A 15,924-nucleotide genomic window follows, 5' to 3' on the forward strand; every position below is an offset into this window, starting at 1 on the left:
GGGCCCGTCACCCACCCGCGGGCGAAGCGTGGGAACCTGAGGGATGACAGGGACGTTCCACACCAGAACGTCCGTCCGTCCCGAGCACGAGTGAGGTGCCCGCACCGTGTCCTTCGCTGCCCCACCCCGTCGACGACCAGGCGGCCCGCCCGCCAAGCGTCGCCGCAGCCCCCTGGCCATCACGCTGGTCGTGATCGCCGCGGTCGTCGTCGCGCTGCTGCTCCTCGCGCAGTTCTGGACCGAGATCATGTGGTTCGACGCGCTCGGCTTCGGCAACGTGATCTGGACGGAGTGGATCACCCGCGGCGTCCTGTTCGTCGTCGGCTTCCTCGTGATGGCGGCGGCCGTGTTCTCGTCGTTCGCCGTGGCGTACCGGGTGCGCCCCGTCTACGCGCCGTCGACGCCCGAGCAGGCGACCCTTGACCAGTACCGCGAGGCCATCGAGCCGCTGCGGCGCATCGTGACCATCGCCGGGCCCGTCATCGTCGGCTTCTTCGCCGGCGTGGCGGCGTCCGCGCAGTGGCGCAGCGTCCTCCTGGCGCTCAACCCCTCGTCGTTCGGGGAGGAGGACCCGCAGTTCGGCATCGACCTCGGGTTCTACGTCTTCTCGCTGCCGGCGCTGCGGTTCGCGGTGAGCTTCCTCATGGCGGTCGTGATCATCGCGGGCATCGCCGCGCTGGTGACGCACTACCTGTACGGCGGTCTGCGCCTCGGGCCCGTCCCGGCCGGCACGCCGCGCACCACCCGCGCGTCCCGCGTGCACCTCGCCGTCCTGGGGTCCGCGCTCATGCTCGTGATCGGCGCGAACTACTGGCTCGACCGCTACTCGCTGCTCACAGCGACGAACGGCGGCAGCACCGCGGCCACCTACAACGGCGCCTCCTACTCCGACGTGCACGCGGTCATCCCGTCGAAGGAGATCCTCACCGGTGTCGCGGTGCTCGTGGCGCTCCTGTTCGTCGTCGCGGCCGTGCGCGGGACGTGGCGCCTGCCGGCCATCGGCGTCGGCCTGATGGTCGTCTCGGCGATCGCGATCGGCGGCATCTACCCGGCGGTCGTGCAGCGGTTCCAGGTGACCCCGAACGCCCAGGAGCTCGAGGCCGACTACATCCAGCGCAACATCGACGCGACGCACGCGGCGTACGGGCTGGACGACATCGAGACCCAGCCGTACGACGCCACGACGGAGGCCGAGGAGGGCGCGCTGCGCGAGGACGCCGACACGACGGCGTCGGTGCGCCTGCTCGACCCGCAGATCGTCAGCCCGTCGTTCCGCCAGCTGCAGCAGAACAAGCAGTACTACAACTTCGCCGACAACCTGTCGGTGGACCGGTACGACATCGACGGCGAGTCCCGCGACACCGTGATCGCGGTGCGTGAGCTGAACCTCGACGGCCTCGGCGACGGCCAGCGCAACTGGGTCAACGACCACACGGTGTTCACCCACGGCTACGGCGTGGTGGCGGCGTACGGCAACCAGCCCGGGCCGGACGGCCAGCCGGCCTTCTACGAGGGCGGCATCCCGACGCAGGGCGCGCTCACCGACAAGGGGTACGAGCCCCGCATCTACTTCAGCCCGGAGACCTCGGAGTACTCCATCGTGGGTGCGCCGGAGGACGCGACGCCGTGGGAGCTCGACTACCAGGCCGACGACGAGCAGGGCGGCCAGCAGGTCAACACCACGTTCCCCACGGACGAGGTGACCGCCGGCCCGTCCGTCGGGTCGTTCGGCAGCAAGCTGCTCTACGCGCTGAAGTTCGGCTCGCAGGAGATGCTGTTCTCCGACCGCGTCACCGAGGAGTCGCAGATCCTCTACGACCGTGACCCGATGACGCGCGTGCAGAAGGTCGCCCCGTGGCTGACCCTCGACCAGGGCATGTACCCCGCGGTCGTCGACGGCCGGGTCAAGTGGATCATCGACGGGTACACGACGTCGGACGCGTACCCCTACTCGACCAGCCGCCCCATGCAGGAGGCGACGGCGGACTCGCTGACCCTCGCCGCGCAGGGCGTGCCGGTGGAGATGCCGCCGGAGGTCAACTACATCCGCAACTCGGTGAAGGCGACCGTCGACGCCTACGACGGCTCGGTGACGCTGTACGCCTGGGACACGAACGACCCGGTCCTTAAGGCGTGGTCGGACGTCTTCCCGACGTCGGTGGAGCCGATGTCGGAGATCTCGGGCGACCTGATGAGCCACATCCGCTACCCGGAGGACATGTTCAAGGTCCAGCGCACGCTGCTGACCCAGTACCACGTCGAGGACGCGGGACAGTTCTTCTCCGGCCAGGACTTCTGGGCGAACCCGGCCGACCCGGTGTCGACCGGCGGCGCCACGGGCTCGAACGCGGCGAAGCAGCCCCCGTACTACATGTCGTTGCAGATGCCGGGACAGGAGTCCTCGGCGTTCTCGCTGACCAGCACGTTCATCCCGGGCGGTAACACCGACCGCGAGATCCTCACCGGGTACCTGGCCGCCGACGGCGATGCCGGGACCACGGCCGGTGAGGTGGCGGACGGCTACGGGAAGCTACGCATGCTGGAGCTGCCACGCGACTCGACGGTGCCAGGCCCCGGCCAGGTGCAGAACAACTTCGACTCGAACCCGACGATCTCGGAGCAGCTGAACATCCTGGAGCGCGGCTCGTCGAACGTGGTGCGCGGCAACCAGCTGACGCTGCCCGTGGGTGGCGGCCTGCTGTACGTGCAGCCGGTGTACATCCAGTCGGCCGGCGGCACGGCGTATCCGCTGCTGCGCCGCGTGCTCGTCGCGTTCGGCGACCAGACCGGGTACGCGGAGACGCTCGACGAGGCCCTGGACCAGGTCTTCGGCGGCGACTCGGGTGCGACGGCCGGCGATGCCGACGGCGAGACGGAGAGCGAGGTGCCCACCGCGCCTGTCGAGGGCGAGGACGGGGCCACCGAGCCGTCGGCCGAGCCCAGCACGGAGCCGACGACCGAGCCCAGCACGGAGCCGTCGACGGAGCCGAGCGGCGGCACCGCGCCGTCGGGCGACCCGCAGGCGCGCCTGAACGCCGCCCTCCAGGAGGCGAACGACGCGATGACCGACAGCGACGAGGCGCTGAAGGCCGGCGACTTCACCGCGTACGGCGAGGCGCAGGACCGCCTGCAGAAGGCGATCGAGGACGCCGTCGCCGCCGAGAAGGAGATCGGGTCGGCGGGCTGACCGGAAGAGGTACGTGGCGCGGGGTCGTCGGTCCGTCGGACCGGCGGCCCCGTCGCCGTGCAGCGCCGGGCGTCCGGCCGGGCGGGAGGGCCGTGAGGTGTGACCTGAGTCCCATTCGCCCGATCCGATTTGATTCGCGCCGGGGGAGGCCGTAATGTTCAGGGAGTCGACGCGGGGTGGAGCAGCTCGGTAGCTCGCTGGGCTCATAACCCAGAGGTCGCAGGTTCAAATCCTGCCCCCGCTACGAAAGAGGCCCCCTGGCCAGCGGAAACGCTGACCGGGGGGCCTTCCCTTTGTCCTCGAACGGACCCGTCAGGGGTCCCGGAGACATCGAATCGACATCATTCGAGCGTGAACCAGTACCTGAGCGCCTTGCGCCCGTGGTCCTCGATGCTGTCCACGACGGTGCCGTTCTCGTTCTCCATCACCAGCCAGCCGCGCGAGAACAGGTCTCTAGAGATCGAGTCGTACTCCGCGATTCTCAGAGTGAACATCCCGTAGGGGTCGGTCGGGTCCACCATGTCCTCGGTGTCCAGCTCGATCACCTGGGCCGTGCCGGTCACCACGTCCTCGATTACCCGGTGGTAGGTCAGCGTCTCGTCCCGGTCGCCGTTCACAGTGCACCTGCCATAGCCGACGTGTCCACGTTCCGTGCCAGGTAGAACCGCGCCGTCGTGGCCGGGTCCTGCCCGAGGCTTCGGGCAATCTCGTTCAGGGAGACGCCTGCCCCGTCTGCGATGGTGGCCGCTGAGCGACGAAACGAGTGTGACGTGGCCCAGGTGAAGCCCGCCAGGTCCAGCACCTCACGGACGATCCTCGTCACGTTGCGCGCATCTCGCGGCCTCTCCTTGTCGATCACGAGATCGGGCCTCCTGGGGTTCCCCGGCGAGGCGAATATGACGCCCGTCATGCCCTTCACCTTCGCCCGCTGCACGAGCCGGTCTCGGAGCCAGGGCGGCAGGTGCACGGGACGCGCGCCGTTGGCGCTCTTGGTGCCGTCCACGAACACCGTGCCCGCGTCGGCGTCGAAGTCCTCCCAGCGAACCGCCAGCGCCTCCCGGATGCGCGTCCCGGTGCCTGCCATGAACGCGATCACGTCGGCAACATCGTTCCGCTTCGCACCGGCGTAGCCGTCTGCCGCCGCCACTATGGCGTCACGCTCCGCCTTGGTGAACGCGCGGGCGGTGTCCCGTCCCTCGACCTTGACCACCGTTGCCGACTTCCCTCGCCCGATGGTGCGCGTCTTCGAGGTCGAGCCCTTGTCAGCCTTCGGCACCCGCGTGGAGCGAACCGCGTTGTACTGCACCGCACGGTCCCGCAGAGCTGCACCCATGATGTTGGACAGGACGGACCTGGCGGTCTTCGCAGCACCAGCACCGGCAGTCTTCGCCACGGCCTGCAACCACGACTCGACCACCGAGACGACGTTGACCTCTCGGAGCGTCAGGGCAGCGATCTGGGAGCCTGTGACGTGGTTCCGAACGGTGGCCGCGTACTGGTCTCGGCTCCGCTCTGCAAGGTCGGCGTATGCCGAGGAGCCCAGCCACAGAGCGGCAGCGTCTGTGACCGTCGTTGTCGGCCTGTAGCCGATGGTCGTGGCGCTCGGTGCCTCGCGGTCCCTGAGAGCCACGGTGAGCGCTGTAACCGCTTTTGCCTTCGTCGGGGCGTACCGGCGTACCTGCCGGTTCTTCCCGTCCAGGTCCCGCACCACGGTCCTTGCTCGCCACCGCTCCGGCCCGTCCACCTGCACACGCTTGTCAGGCTCACCGAGCGTCCACCATGTTCCGTCACGGTGCTTGTCGAGCGTGCACCACACACCGTCGATGGTTGCCTCAGCCGTGACCGTGATCGCTCCGTGGGTCCCGAGCTGCATCCTGCTCCGTGCCATGTCCCTGCCCTCCCTCGTTCGATGAAAGATGTCTACAGATATCTAGGTACCCCAGGGTTCAATGCCAATGCCAGAGGTGGAGCGGGTGAAAGTCCCTCGCACCCGCCGCCTCGAAGCCTCGACCTCGACGAGTCCAGCTCGCGCGTCTCGGCCTCAGCGTCGGACAGGGGTGGCTATGACCCCTGTCGGCAAGGCACCCGGACCGCCAGGTCTTAGCCGCGGACGATCTGGGACAGTTTCAGAAAGGCCGTGAGAGCCGTTTTAGGGCATCTACGACGGACGTAGGCCGCTCCCCAGTACCGCGTACCGGAGAACGGCCTACGCGCTCACAGGGCCGTACAGTGCCCTCTATGTGGACGCTGCTAGATCACGCCGACTCTCCAATAGAGGATGCGACCTAGAAGCCCGTCACTGTCGCGCCGGATGAACGCCTCCGGGTCTGTAACGAACGCCGGCGCCACGGCGGCGAGGAGGTCAGCGTGACGCTGGTCGCCCTGCCCGGATCGGACGTGCTCACCGAGGTCTCGAATCTGGCGTGCGACCCACTCCACGAGGTACTCGTCCTCGCTCATGAGTCCACCTCGATCACGTCGGCAACACCCAGTGACTCCAGGCTGTACCGGGGTCCGTCGTCGGGCACGTACTCGACCAACTCGACTCTCGCATTCCGCCTGTCGCCCACAGACACCAGCAGCCGGGAGAGCATCGATTGGACGGTGGCCTCCATGTACGCCGATGGCCGGTCGCTCTTGTCCTGCCGGTCGATCAACGAGCACGCCCGGTACAGCGTGGCGACATCGGACGCCTGATACCACCCGGCCTGTCCCGACTGGAGGCACGAGTCCCAAGTGAGCCGCGCCGAGTACGACCACGACTCGTCAGGCTCGGGCCAGTCGAACGACTGACGCACGCCGACAAGGAGGTCAGGTTGTCCGACGTCACGGGATGCACGACGAGGACGTGCCAGCTCGGCGTCACTCTTCCTCGCCGGTCCTCGCCGTCCCACCTCAGGAACCCCCGAGGATGCGGTCAGCGGCCTTCTCGGCATCGGAGCGGGTGTCAACGGGCTTCGGCTTGCGCCGTCCCACGTAGCCGAACTGCTCCACGAGGAGGGCCTCGACTGCGGCCTCGACGTCGAACTCCTGCACGTTCTCGTCCCCGTCGATCTCCCGGACGTCCTGGTCCTCGCTCATCGGGCACCGCCAGAAACGGTGAACTCGTCCAACGCGGCCTTTGCCAGTGCCACGCGCTCCTCAGCCTTCCCGAGCCGGTACTTGTAGGCGGTGACTTCTTCCCGGTATGCCTCCTGGGCCTCGGCGTGCGCCGCGTCGAACTTCGCACGCAGCTCTCCCGCCCTGGCCTCGCCTTCGGCCTTCGACAGGCGCGCCTTGAGGACGTCATAGTCGATGCCGTCGAGCCCACGATTGAGCGCGTTCCGGGCGTCGTCCTGGGCCGCGTCTCGGCGTCGCACGGCAGCGGCCTGACCTCGTTCACGCCAAGCATCACGAGCAGAGGTCAGGTGGTGTTCAGCGTGAGTGACTGCGAGCTGGGCCTGGTGGACCGCTGCCGGAACGCCGTAGCGCTGCTCCGCCCACTGGTCCTGTCGCTGCTCCTGCTCCAGGTCGGCGAGAGAGGCCTTGGCAGGCTTGAGCCGTCGAGCAGCGATCTCGGCAGCGGTACGTGCCTCGATCAGGTCAGCGGCGGAGACGTCCTCGCCGTCATCGGCACGAGTCTCAAGTTCACGCACGCGGCCCTCTGCGTCGTGGTACTCGACTTCCCGCTCGTGGTGCACTCGCCGTGCCTCTGCAAGTCGCTCGGCGTGCGTCGGGATAGTGGTGCTGGTGGTGTAGGTCGTGGTCTTCTTGACCATCGGTGAATCTCCTTCTCCGGCGCGGAGTCCTTCTCCTTGTGCCGGTTGGGTGAGCAGTTTCCTGTCATGCTCGGGACCATTGCCTAGTCATTAGTCGCTAGTGCTACGAGGGGCCTCCGGCCCCACGAGATACTCGCTACTCGTTACTCGCGTAGTGTCAGCGGCAAGTGCAAGTCAGGAAAGTGGGAAGTTGGAACGCCGAACGTGAACGTGTTCCAGTGACGGCTACGAGGGGCCTCCGGCCCCACGAGATACTCGCTACTCGTTACTCGCGTAGTGTCAGCGGCAAGTGCAAGTCAGGAAAGTGGGAAGTTGGAACGCCGAACGTGAACGTGTTCCAGTGACGGCTACGAGGGGCCTGCGGCCCCACTTGTGACGCCGCTACGTGAACGTGTTCCGATCACCCGTCACCACTACCTCCGTTGACCTCGCCGTCGCTCCCTAGGGGTCGCTCCGTCGAGCCTCGTTCCGGTGACGCCGTGACGCCGTGACATTCACAGCCACGTTCCTCCCCGCTAGTTCGACCTCCGCTGATTTGGAGATCCCATAAGGGATGCCCCAGAAACGTTGAAATCTCGCGGCTCTGGGTATCAACTTTTGATAGAGAGCCCTATCATGTTTTGATACCCGGACCCGCATGATTCCGCGCCTCTTGCCACGCTAAGGCTTGATCCGGAGGTGGGGATTCTGCCTCGACTTGCACGTTAGGCACACGGCATCCGGGTACCCCCACGACCTTGCAGACCGGTCGTCGTATCGGAAGACGCCCTGCGGGACGACGAGGCACCTACTCCACGTCTCGGGCGCGAGGGCACCGTTTCGAATCGCCGCCTTGACCCACCGCCTAAATGTCTGCATGTCCGTGCCTAGGAGTGCCTCGACCTCTCCCTCGACTAGCGGAGCGTGACGATTCGCGCGCGCTCGGTAGTAGGCGAGCGAGGCAACCCGTTCGTACCCGGCAACGCGTTTGTCTGCTGCGCGCCCTCGGTACCACTCCATCTCAGCCTTCTTCCACAACGGCTGTAGTGCCACTAGATCCACCTCCGGGTGGGAATGTTGCTCCACGGGTCGGGATGCGCTGCTAGGGACGCCCAGAGACCCGTAGCGGCCTTGTGTGCGGCCTCGCGTCCACGTCGCGCACGGTCCCTGCATCGACCGGAGCAGAACCGGGCTGTCGAGCGCTGGGCACGAAATGGCGCGTCGCAGACAGTGCAAATTGTGCGGCTCACCACCGAGCACCTCCGCGCTTTTCGCCGAGCACTAGCCGCGACGCCTTCGCAAAGGCGTTGGTGCGCTCCGTCCAGGCCCCGTTCTCGTTCTCGATCATGTCCAGTTCGAACCGGCACAGTCGTGGCCACTGGCAGTGACAGATAGTCCCGTGAGCTGTCATGGCGTCTTCACGTAGACGTCCGTGAATTCCCACCCGACCACCCGAACAACGTGCTCGATCACCGGGTCACCGCCTGACGGAATCAGTCGCTTGTAATCCCCGCCGACGCCGTGGTGCGTGAGCCAGCCGTGGGCCGTGAGAATCTCGTCGGCATCGTGGACATTCTCTGGACTGGTGCCAACCCTGAGCGCAACGCGTCTATGGCTGGACTTGGAGAGCCCTGTCGCCGCGTCGGCATCGAACAGTCGATAGGCGAGCACGTCGCGAATCGTTGTGCTCGACACCTTCGCGACGTAGGGGTCCTTGTGGGGAAACACTCGCGTCAGTCGGATAGTCTTGCTGCCGAACTCCAACGCATCGATTGATTCCCGGAGGCCCGTCACGTCGATGCCGTCAGCGTCCGGGAATCCGAGCACGCGGATAAATGTCGGGTCACCTTCGAAGTATCGAACATCGATGCCCCGCATGGTCTTGCCCGTCATTGCAACAGCCCGGTCCGCACTCATCTCCCGGCCTCCGCCACGAACAGCCCAGCCACGCCACGCGACGCCAGCTCCCCAGCCGTCAAGCTCTCGCCCGTCGTCGGTGCAACCCAGGTGCCCCCGGGCGACTTCACGTACACGCTGCCGCCCGACGTCGCCGAGGACCCGGGTGGGACGGCATCAAGGGCGGGGCCGGTTGCCAGCTTGGCGAGTGCCCGCACGCGGTCAGCCTCGCGCGCAACGCCCTCTACGTGACGCTCCCTATCCCGCCGTCGAGCCGCACCGCGCGGGATCTGCAAGTCGCGTTGCTTCTGCCAGGCGCGGTATGCGTCGGGTCCCTGTCGATACGCCTCAGAGCGCTTCTGTCGGTATGCCTCGACCCCGCTCACGCGATCACCCGCTTTCGGTCCCGGGCGATCTCTGCGACCCGCTCCTGGTGCCGTACAGCGGCATCCGACAGGCTTGGGACGGGCCAGTCGTGCCCGAACCCCGGCATCCCGTCTACGAGCGCTTGGAGCGCCTCCGTGGACACGTAGAGCGTCGCGGGCACGTCCCGGTAGTCCTCGATCACGTGGGCGCTCACAGGTCGCCCCCGATGGGACGGACAGTGCGCTCAGCCTCGATTCGGAGGACGTCCTCCAGGACGTACATGACGCGGCCTGCGGGCTTCGTCCAGGCCGGTCCTCGACCAGCGCTCCTCGTGTTGGCAAGGTGCTTGGTCGAGCATCCCCAGCGGGCTGCCAGTGCGGCAGGGGTCAACAGTGCTTCGGGCATGAAAAATGGCTCCTCGATCAACCGTGATCGGGAGCCTTCCCAGATGCGCGCCTGGGCTCGTTCGCTGGCATTGCCAGCTACGCCGAGGAGGATGCCCGCGAGGTGTCTCCCACACTCGCCCAGACAGGCCCGCTTCGACCGCCACCGAGGCCCACACCGCCTCGATGTTCCCAACCCGTCACGGTCCCTCGCGATAGCGGTTCCGTGCCGTCTTGCCGGGGTTACCAGCCCCGCGCAAAGTTCCTTCTACACCATCAGAGGGGCCGTGTCAACCCCTAGTGCCCATCTGATTCCCGTGCTAACCCCGCTTATCACTTTATGCGCCCCAACTCGCCGACACGTCCCGGGTGGAGGTACCGCTCTCCCTCTGGGGAGACCGTCTGTGGACATCTTTGGGACACGAATGGACATGATTGGACGGGTGACGCCGGGATGGCGAGGGACGTAGGAAGGGCCCTACCTCGCGGTTCGTGATGTCCCGCCGCAGGTCCAGGAAGCTTGCTCCCCGACCCCAGAGGTCGCAGGTTCAAATCCTGCCCCCGCTACCACGGGATGTCGTCGACATCCACGAAGGCCCCGACCGGGATCCGGTCGGGGCCTTCGTCATGTCCGGGTCCGAGGTGCCGGCACCGCCGGTGGGTGATAGGTGTCGAGCGCGGGCACCGCGTGAAGCCACCGCGCGGGCGGGCCCGGATCGGGAGGAGCCACCATGCCGCGACGAGATGCAGGGCCGAGCGTCAAGGACAAGGAGCTCTACGAGGAGCTCCGCGACGAGGGCAACAGCAAGGAGAAGTCGGCGCGGATCGCGAACGCCGCCGCCGCGCGCGGGCGCAGCAAGGTCGGCAAGAAGGGCGGTGAGTCCGGTTCCTACGACGACTGGACGGTCGCGGACCTGCGCAAGCGGGCGTCGGAGATCGGCATCGAGGGCCGCTCCTCGATGCGCAAGAGCGAGCTGATCGAGGCGCTGCGCTCGCACTGACCGCACCGTGCCAGGGGCCCGCGCCGGGCGCATGATGGAGGGGACGACGGCCTGGGCGGCGGGCACCCGACGACGCGAGGAGGCGGCGATGAGAGCGACGGTGGGCGACCGGATCGTGGTGGCGTCCGGGGTGGTCGGCGGGGCGGTGCGCGACGGCGTCGTGGTGGGCTGCCCGCACGAGGACGGGTCGCCGCCCTACCAGGTGCGCTGGTCGGACACGGGAGAGGAGACGCTGGTCTTCCCCGGCGCCGACACTCTCGTCCAGCACGACGGCGGTGGGACGGAGCGGGCACGGCCGCCGCAGCCGACGCCGGCGCGGGCGCTGACGTGGGACGTGCGGGTCTCGCTCGTGGAGTCGGGCGGCAGCACCACGGCGGAGGCGATGTTGACGCCCGGCCCGGACGTCGGCTCGTTGCGCGGCGTCGGGCACGCGCGGAAGGACCCGGGGGACCACGAGATGCCCGTCATCGGGGACGAGGTCGCGGCGGCGCGCGCCCTGCGCCGGCTCGCGGACGCGCTGCTCGGGCAGGCGGAGCAGGACATCTCCGCGCAGACGGGCCACCAGGCGCACGTGCACCCCTGACCGCCGCGCCCGGCGTCCTGAGGCGACGGTCAGGCGAGCTCGGCCCGGCGGCGGCGCAGGTGGTCGTGCTCGGCCCCGGGCCCGCACAGGGCGAGCGCGGCGTCGTAGGCGCGGAGGGCGCCGTCGGGGTCGCCCGCGCGCCGCAGCAGCTCCGCCCGCAGGGCGGGCAGTCGGTGCCCGGGTAGCGCGACCCCGGCGAGGGCGTCGAGGCCGGCGCGCGGACCGGAGACCTCCGCCACGGCGACCGCGCGGTTGAGGCGCACCACAGGGGTGTCGGTCAGGGTCAGGAGCTCGTCGTAGCGGGCGAGGATGCGGTCCCAGGCGGTCGCGTCCGGGGTCCGCGCGATCGCGTGCTCGGCCGCCACGAGCGCCTGCAGCAGGTACGGCGTCGGGGGAGCGGTGGCGAGGGGCGTGAGCAGGTCGAGGGCCTCCGCGATCTCGTCCTGGCGCCACCGGGCGCGGTCCTGGTCCGGCAGCAGCACCAGGGCGCCGTCGTCCACGCGGGCGTCGCGGCGCGAGTGCTGGAGCAGCACGAGCGCGAGGAGCGCGTCGAGGTCGCGAGCCGCCACGCCGTCGCCCGCGCCGTCGCGCTCCCCGCCGCTGCCCAGCGTGGGCCGGACGTCGCGCAGCACGCGGACGAGCCGCACCGCCTCGCCGGCGAGCTCCGCCCGCACGACGTCGCCCCCGCTGGCGGGCGCGTAGCCCGCGGTGAACGCGAGGTAGGCGACGTCGGCCGCGACGCCGAGGCGGCCGGCGACCTCGTCGGCGGGCGGCAGCGCGAACCGCTCGCCCGCGAGCTTCTTGCGCGCCCGGGTGAGCCGCGCCGCCATCGTCGGCGCGGACTGGAGGAACAGGCGGGCGACGTCGGCCGTGGGGACGCCGAGCACCAGGCGCAGGGAGAGCGCCGCGGCCGCCTCGCGGGACAGGCGCGGGTGGGCGCACAGCAGCACCAGCCGGAGCCGCTCGTCGGTGAGGGGCTCGCCGGCGTCTGCCATGACCTGCTGCGCCCGGGCCGCGAGGTCCGCCTCGACCTCCAGGAGCGGCATCGACCGTGCCAGTACCCGTTCCGACCGGAGCCGGTCGAGCACGCGGCGGCGGGCGGCGGTGAGGAGCCAGGCGGGGCCGTTCGCCGGCGCGCCGTCGCGGGGCCAGGTGCGGGCCGCCGCCTCGAACGCGTCCGCGAGCCCGTCCTCGGCAAGGTCGAGGCGCCGGTACCGCGCGACGAGCAGGGCCAGGAGCCGGCCCCACTCGTCGCGCATGAGGTCCTCGAGGGTCGTCACGGGCGACCGTCCACGGCGGCGCTACCCGGCCTCGGCGGGGCGCAGCTCGACCGTGAGCTCGTCGGGGAGCAGCCCCGCGAGCTCGACGGCGGTGTCCAGGTCGGGCACGTCGACGACGTAGAAGCCGCCGAGCTGCTCGGCCGCCTCGGCGTACGGGCCGTCGGTGACTACGCGGTCGCCGTCCGTGCCCGGTCCGAGCGTCCGGGCGGTGCCGGGGTGGCCGAGGCCTTCGCCCGCGACGACCGCGCCCCGCTCGGCGACCGCGGCGTCGAACGCCTCCAGCCGGGCGTAGAAGCGCTCGCGGTGCGCGTCGTCGGCGGCGCCCCAGATCTCGTAGTGGTTCGGCTGCGTGAGCAGGACGACGACCTTCATGCCTCGCCCTCCCCGTGGTCGACGGCGGCGCGGACCTCGACGACGCCGTCCGCGTCACCACCGCCGGTCGAGCCGACGAGGGTCGCGCTGATCCGGAGCAGGTCGTCGAGGTCGTCCGACTCGACGAGGTAGAACCCCGACAGCTGCTCCGCGGTCTCGGCGAACGGGCCGTCGGTGACGACGACGCGGCCCGCGGCGTCGCGGGAGACCTGCTTGGTGGTGCGCGAGTGCGTCAGCTCGGCACCCCCGGTGACGCGGTGCCCGCGCTCGGCGAGCAGCCGGGCGAACTCCTCGTGCTTCGCGTAGACGGCGGCGCGTTCCTCGGCGCTCGCGCGCTCCCAGACGTCCTCGACGCCGGGCAGCAGTACGACGTACGTGGTCATGGTCCCATCGTCCTTCCTCGTGGGTGCTCGTACACCTGCGCGTACGCCTGGATGACGCGCGGAGGTCGGGAAGATCGACAACCGCGTCGAGGTTCCTCTGTGACCACCGCCATGCCGCCGGGACCCGCGGTCGGCATAGGCTCGTCGGCGGCGTGACCCACTCCGTCTTCGTCGGTCCACCTCGTCGGAAAGGCTCCACCCGTGCGCACCTCCCGTCCTGTCCTCGCGGTCGCCCTCGCGTCGGCCGCCACGCTCGCGTTCGCCGGCTGCTCGTCGTCCGACGACGGCGACGACGGCGCGCCCGCGGCGTCCGGCAGCGCGACCGACTGCACGCCCGAGGGGATGCAGACCCTCACCGACGGCACGCTGACCGTGGGCGCGAGCGACCCGTTCGAGCCCTGGTACGTGGGCGAGCCGACGAGCGGCGAGGGCTTCGAATCGGCGCTCGTGTACGCCGTGGCGGACGAGCTGGGCTTCGCGAAGGACGACGTCGAGTGGACGTCGGTCACCTTCGAGCAGATCATCAGCCCGGCCGTGAAGACCTTCGACGTCGCGGCCTACCAGACGACGATCACCGACGAGCGCAAGAACGCCGTCGACTTCTCCAGCCCCTACCTGACCAGCCGCCAGGGCGTCATCGTCGCCGACGAGGGCGAGTTCTCCGACGCCGCGAACCTGGCCGACCTCAAGGGCGCGAAGATCGGCGTCACGGCCTCGCAGACGTCGCTCGCCGTCGCCGACGCCGCGTGGGGCGACGACGTCGAGGTCACCCCGTTCAACGCCGCGGGCGACGGCATGACGGCGCTGAGCTCGGGCACCATCGACGCGATGGTGATGGACGTCGACCAGGGCGTGGCGGCGTCGACCGTCTACTTCCCGGACACGCACGTCGTCGGCACCCTTCCGCCCGTGGGCGAGCCGGAGCAGCTGGGCCTCGTGCTCGACAAGGGGTCGTCGCTCACCGCGTGCGTCTCGGCCGCCGTCGACACGCTCGAGGAGAACGGCACGCTCGACGAGCTGCGCACCACCTGGCTCAAGTCGGACGACGTCCCCGAGCTGTCCTGACGCGCGTGACGGGGCCCGCGACGACGCCGACCGGCGGCTGGCAGCCGTCGGAGCGGGCGCGCGCCCGCGCGGCGTACCGGCGGGCGCAGCACCGCCGGGCGCTGCTGGTGGCGGGCGTCGCGACCGTGCTGGTGGTGGCCGCCGTCGTGTACGTCGTGACGACGGCGCCCGGCTGGGAGCGGGCGCGCGAGGCGTTCTTCTCCCCGGAGCGGGCGTGGGAGGTGCTCCCCGAGGTCGCGGCGGGGTTGTGGCTCAACCTGCGGGTGTGGGTGGTGGCGAGCGTCGTCGCGCTGGTGGTGGGGCTGCTGCTCGCCGTCGTGCGGACGTCCCGGGTGCCGGCGCTGTTCCCGCTGCGGATCCTCGCCGTCGGGTACGTGGACGTGTTCCGCGGCGTGCCGCTGCTGCTGGTGCTGCTGCTGGTCGGCTTCGGCCTGCCCGCCCTGCGGCTGCCGTGGCTGCCGGTGAGCGCGGCGTTCCTCGGCGGGCTGTCGATCGTCGTCTGCTACACGGCGTACCTCGCGGAGATCTTCCGGGCGGGCATCGAGGCGGTGCACCCGTCACAGGTGGCCGCCGCGCGGTCGCTCGGGTTGACCCGCGCGCAGGCGGCGCGGCGCGTGGTGCTGCCGCAGGCGGTCCGCAACGTCACCGCGCCCGTGGCCAGCATGCTCGTGTCCCTGCAGAAGGACTCCGGCCTCATCTCCATCCTCGGCGCCGTCGACGCGATCCGCGCCGCCCAGATCGCCACCACGGGCGACTACAACTTCACGCCGTACGTCGTCGCGGGTCTGCTGTTCATCGCGATCTCGATCCCGCTCACCCGGCTGGTCGACGCCTGGTCCGCACGCCAGGGCTGGCGTGGCGAGCTGCGCGGCGTCGCGGGCGCGGGGGCGATCCGATGACCTCGGCCCCGGGTGCGCCGCTGCTGGCGCTGCGCGGAGTCCGCAAGTCCTTCGGCACCGGCGCCGACCGCAAGGTCGTGCTCGACGGCGTCGACCTCGACGTGGCCGCGGGGTCGTGCGTCGTCGTGGTCGGGTCGTCCGGCTCCGGCAAGTCCACGCTGCTGCGCGTCGTCGACCTGCTCGAGGAGGTCGACGACGGCCAGGTGCTCCTCGACGGCGAGGACGTCGCCGACCCATGGGTGGACGCCGACGCCGTGCGCGCCCGCCTCGCGATGGTCTTCCAGCAGTACAACCTCTTCCCGCACCTGCGGGTGCTCGAGAACGTGACCCTGGCGCCGCGCGTCGTGCACAAGGTCCCGCGGGCCGAGGCCGAGGCGGCCGCGCTGGCGATGCTCGAGCGCGTCGGCCTCGCGGACAAGGCCCGTGCCTACCCCGACCAGCTGTCCGGCGGACAGCAGCAGCGCGCCGCCATCGCCCGCGCCCTCGTGAACGGGCCCGAGCTGCTGCTGCTCGACGAGGTGACGTCCGCCCTCGACCCCGAGCTGGTGGGGGAGGTGCTCGACCTCCTTCTGTCCCTGCGCAGCGAGGGTGTGGCGGGGCGGCCGACGACCATGCTCGTCGCCACGCACGAGATGGGCTTCGCGCGCGAGGTCGCCGACGAGGTGGTCTTCCTGCACGCCGGGCGCGTGCACGAGCGCGGCACACCCGAGCAGGTGCTCGGCGACCCGCAGGAGCCGCGCACGCGGGAGTTCCTGCGGCGGCTGGGCTGAGC

16 protein-coding genes and 1 tRNA gene are annotated in these 15,924 nt (G+C 69.9%); 7 read left to right on the forward strand and 10 right to left on the reverse strand.

What is annotated here, in order from left to right; genetic code table 11:
* Positions 1 to 106 precede the first annotated feature (106 nt).
* Positions 107 to 3,187, forward strand: coding sequence for a UPF0182 family protein (locus ABZ493_RS16840; protein WP_430583300.1), 3,081 nt, complete (start codon positions 107 to 109; stop codon positions 3,185 to 3,187).
* A 170-nt stretch (positions 3,188 to 3,357) separates the two neighbouring features.
* A tRNA-Met gene (locus tag ABZ493_RS16845) sits at positions 3,358 to 3,431 on the forward strand.
* A 97-nt stretch (positions 3,432 to 3,528) separates the two neighbouring features.
* On the opposite strand, the gene ABZ493_RS16850 is transcribed toward ABZ493_RS16845, so the two are convergent.
* The 7 genes from ABZ493_RS16850 to ABZ493_RS16880 form a co-directional block, all read right to left on the reverse strand.
* Complete coding sequence (locus tag ABZ493_RS16850; RefSeq protein WP_430583301.1) at positions 3,529 to 3,804, reverse strand: hypothetical protein; 276 nt, start codon at positions 3,802 to 3,804, stop codon at positions 3,529 to 3,531.
* Positions 3,801 to 5,060, reverse strand: a complete 1,260-nt coding sequence (locus ABZ493_RS16855; protein ID WP_430583302.1) for a tyrosine-type recombinase/integrase — start codon at positions 5,058 to 5,060, stop codon at positions 3,801 to 3,803. Before ABZ493_RS16855 ends, ABZ493_RS16850 begins: the two co-directional genes overlap by 4 nt.
* 377 nt (positions 5,061 to 5,437) lie before the next feature.
* On the reverse strand, positions 5,438 to 5,647 hold the full coding sequence (locus ABZ493_RS16860) for a hypothetical protein (RefSeq protein ID WP_430583303.1): 210 nt from the start codon (positions 5,645 to 5,647) through the stop codon (positions 5,438 to 5,440).
* Positions 5,644 to 5,985 carry a hypothetical protein gene (locus ABZ493_RS16865; RefSeq protein ID WP_430583304.1) on the reverse strand — a complete coding sequence of 114 codons (342 nt, stop codon included), beginning with the start codon at positions 5,983 to 5,985 and terminating at the stop codon, positions 5,644 to 5,646. Before ABZ493_RS16865 ends, ABZ493_RS16860 begins: the two co-directional genes overlap by 4 nt.
* A 97-nt stretch (positions 5,986 to 6,082) precedes the next feature.
* Complete coding sequence (locus ABZ493_RS16870) at positions 6,083 to 6,268, reverse strand: hypothetical protein (RefSeq protein WP_430583305.1); 186 nt, start codon at positions 6,266 to 6,268, stop codon at positions 6,083 to 6,085.
* On the reverse strand, positions 6,265 to 6,945 hold the full coding sequence (locus tag ABZ493_RS16875; protein ID WP_430583306.1) for a hypothetical protein: 681 nt from the start codon (positions 6,943 to 6,945) through the stop codon (positions 6,265 to 6,267). The genes ABZ493_RS16870 and ABZ493_RS16875 overlap by 4 nt, the downstream gene beginning before the upstream one ends.
* Before the next feature lie 1,386 nt (positions 6,946 to 8,331).
* Complete coding sequence (locus tag ABZ493_RS16880; RefSeq protein ID WP_430583307.1) at positions 8,332 to 8,817, reverse strand: hypothetical protein; 486 nt, start codon at positions 8,815 to 8,817, stop codon at positions 8,332 to 8,334.
* Positions 8,818 to 10,300: 1,483 nt separating this feature from the next.
* Between ABZ493_RS16880 and ABZ493_RS16885 the strand changes: the two genes are divergently transcribed.
* Entirely contained in the window at positions 10,301 to 10,570 is a 270-nt protein-coding gene (locus ABZ493_RS16885) for a Rho termination factor N-terminal domain-containing protein (protein WP_430583308.1), read from the forward strand.
* An 88-nt stretch (positions 10,571 to 10,658) separates the two neighbouring features.
* Positions 10,659 to 11,153, forward strand: coding sequence for a dsRBD fold-containing protein (locus ABZ493_RS16890; RefSeq protein ID WP_430583309.1), 495 nt, complete (start codon positions 10,659 to 10,661; stop codon positions 11,151 to 11,153).
* A 29-nt stretch (positions 11,154 to 11,182) separates the two neighbouring features.
* Here the strand turns inward: ABZ493_RS16890 and ABZ493_RS16895 are convergent, their stop codons facing one another.
* The 3 genes from ABZ493_RS16895 to ABZ493_RS16905 are packed head-to-tail and all read right to left on the reverse strand — an operon-like array spanning position 11,183 to position 13,188.
* The gene (locus tag ABZ493_RS16895) at positions 11,183 to 12,433 is read right to left on the reverse strand and encodes a DUF6596 domain-containing protein (RefSeq protein WP_430583310.1); all 1,251 of its coding nucleotides are present in this window, start codon (positions 12,431 to 12,433) and stop codon (positions 11,183 to 11,185) included.
* Between the two features lie 21 nt (positions 12,434 to 12,454).
* Complete coding sequence (locus tag ABZ493_RS16900) at positions 12,455 to 12,805, reverse strand: YciI family protein (protein WP_430583311.1); 351 nt, start codon at positions 12,803 to 12,805, stop codon at positions 12,455 to 12,457.
* Positions 12,802 to 13,188 carry a YciI family protein gene (locus ABZ493_RS16905; protein ID WP_430583312.1) on the reverse strand — a complete coding sequence of 129 codons (387 nt, stop codon included), beginning with the start codon at positions 13,186 to 13,188 and terminating at the stop codon, positions 12,802 to 12,804. Before ABZ493_RS16905 ends, ABZ493_RS16900 begins: the two co-directional genes overlap by 4 nt.
* Before the next feature lie 201 nt (positions 13,189 to 13,389).
* Here ABZ493_RS16905 and ABZ493_RS16910 point away from each other — a divergent pair, with 201 nt between their 5' ends.
* Genes ABZ493_RS16910 through ABZ493_RS16920 form a run of 3 tightly spaced genes read left to right on the forward strand, consistent with a single transcriptional unit; the run spans position 13,390 to position 15,922 of the window.
* The gene (locus ABZ493_RS16910; protein ID WP_430583313.1) at positions 13,390 to 14,253 is read left to right on the forward strand and encodes an ABC transporter substrate-binding protein; all 864 of its coding nucleotides are present in this window, start codon (positions 13,390 to 13,392) and stop codon (positions 14,251 to 14,253) included.
* Positions 14,254 to 14,258: 5 nt separating this feature from the next.
* Positions 14,259 to 15,152, forward strand: a complete 894-nt coding sequence (locus tag ABZ493_RS16915) for an ABC transporter permease subunit (RefSeq protein WP_430583314.1) — start codon at positions 14,259 to 14,261, stop codon at positions 15,150 to 15,152.
* Complete coding sequence (locus ABZ493_RS16920; RefSeq protein ID WP_430583315.1) at positions 15,149 to 15,922, forward strand: amino acid ABC transporter ATP-binding protein; 774 nt, start codon at positions 15,149 to 15,151, stop codon at positions 15,920 to 15,922. The genes ABZ493_RS16915 and ABZ493_RS16920 overlap by 4 nt, the downstream gene beginning before the upstream one ends.
* Positions 15,923 to 15,924: the final 2 nt, after the last annotated feature.

It is taken from the genome of Isoptericola sp. NPDC019482 (genome assembly GCF_040632295.1).
In the GTDB taxonomy this organism is placed as follows: domain Bacteria; phylum Actinomycetota; class Actinomycetes; order Actinomycetales; family Cellulomonadaceae; genus Isoptericola.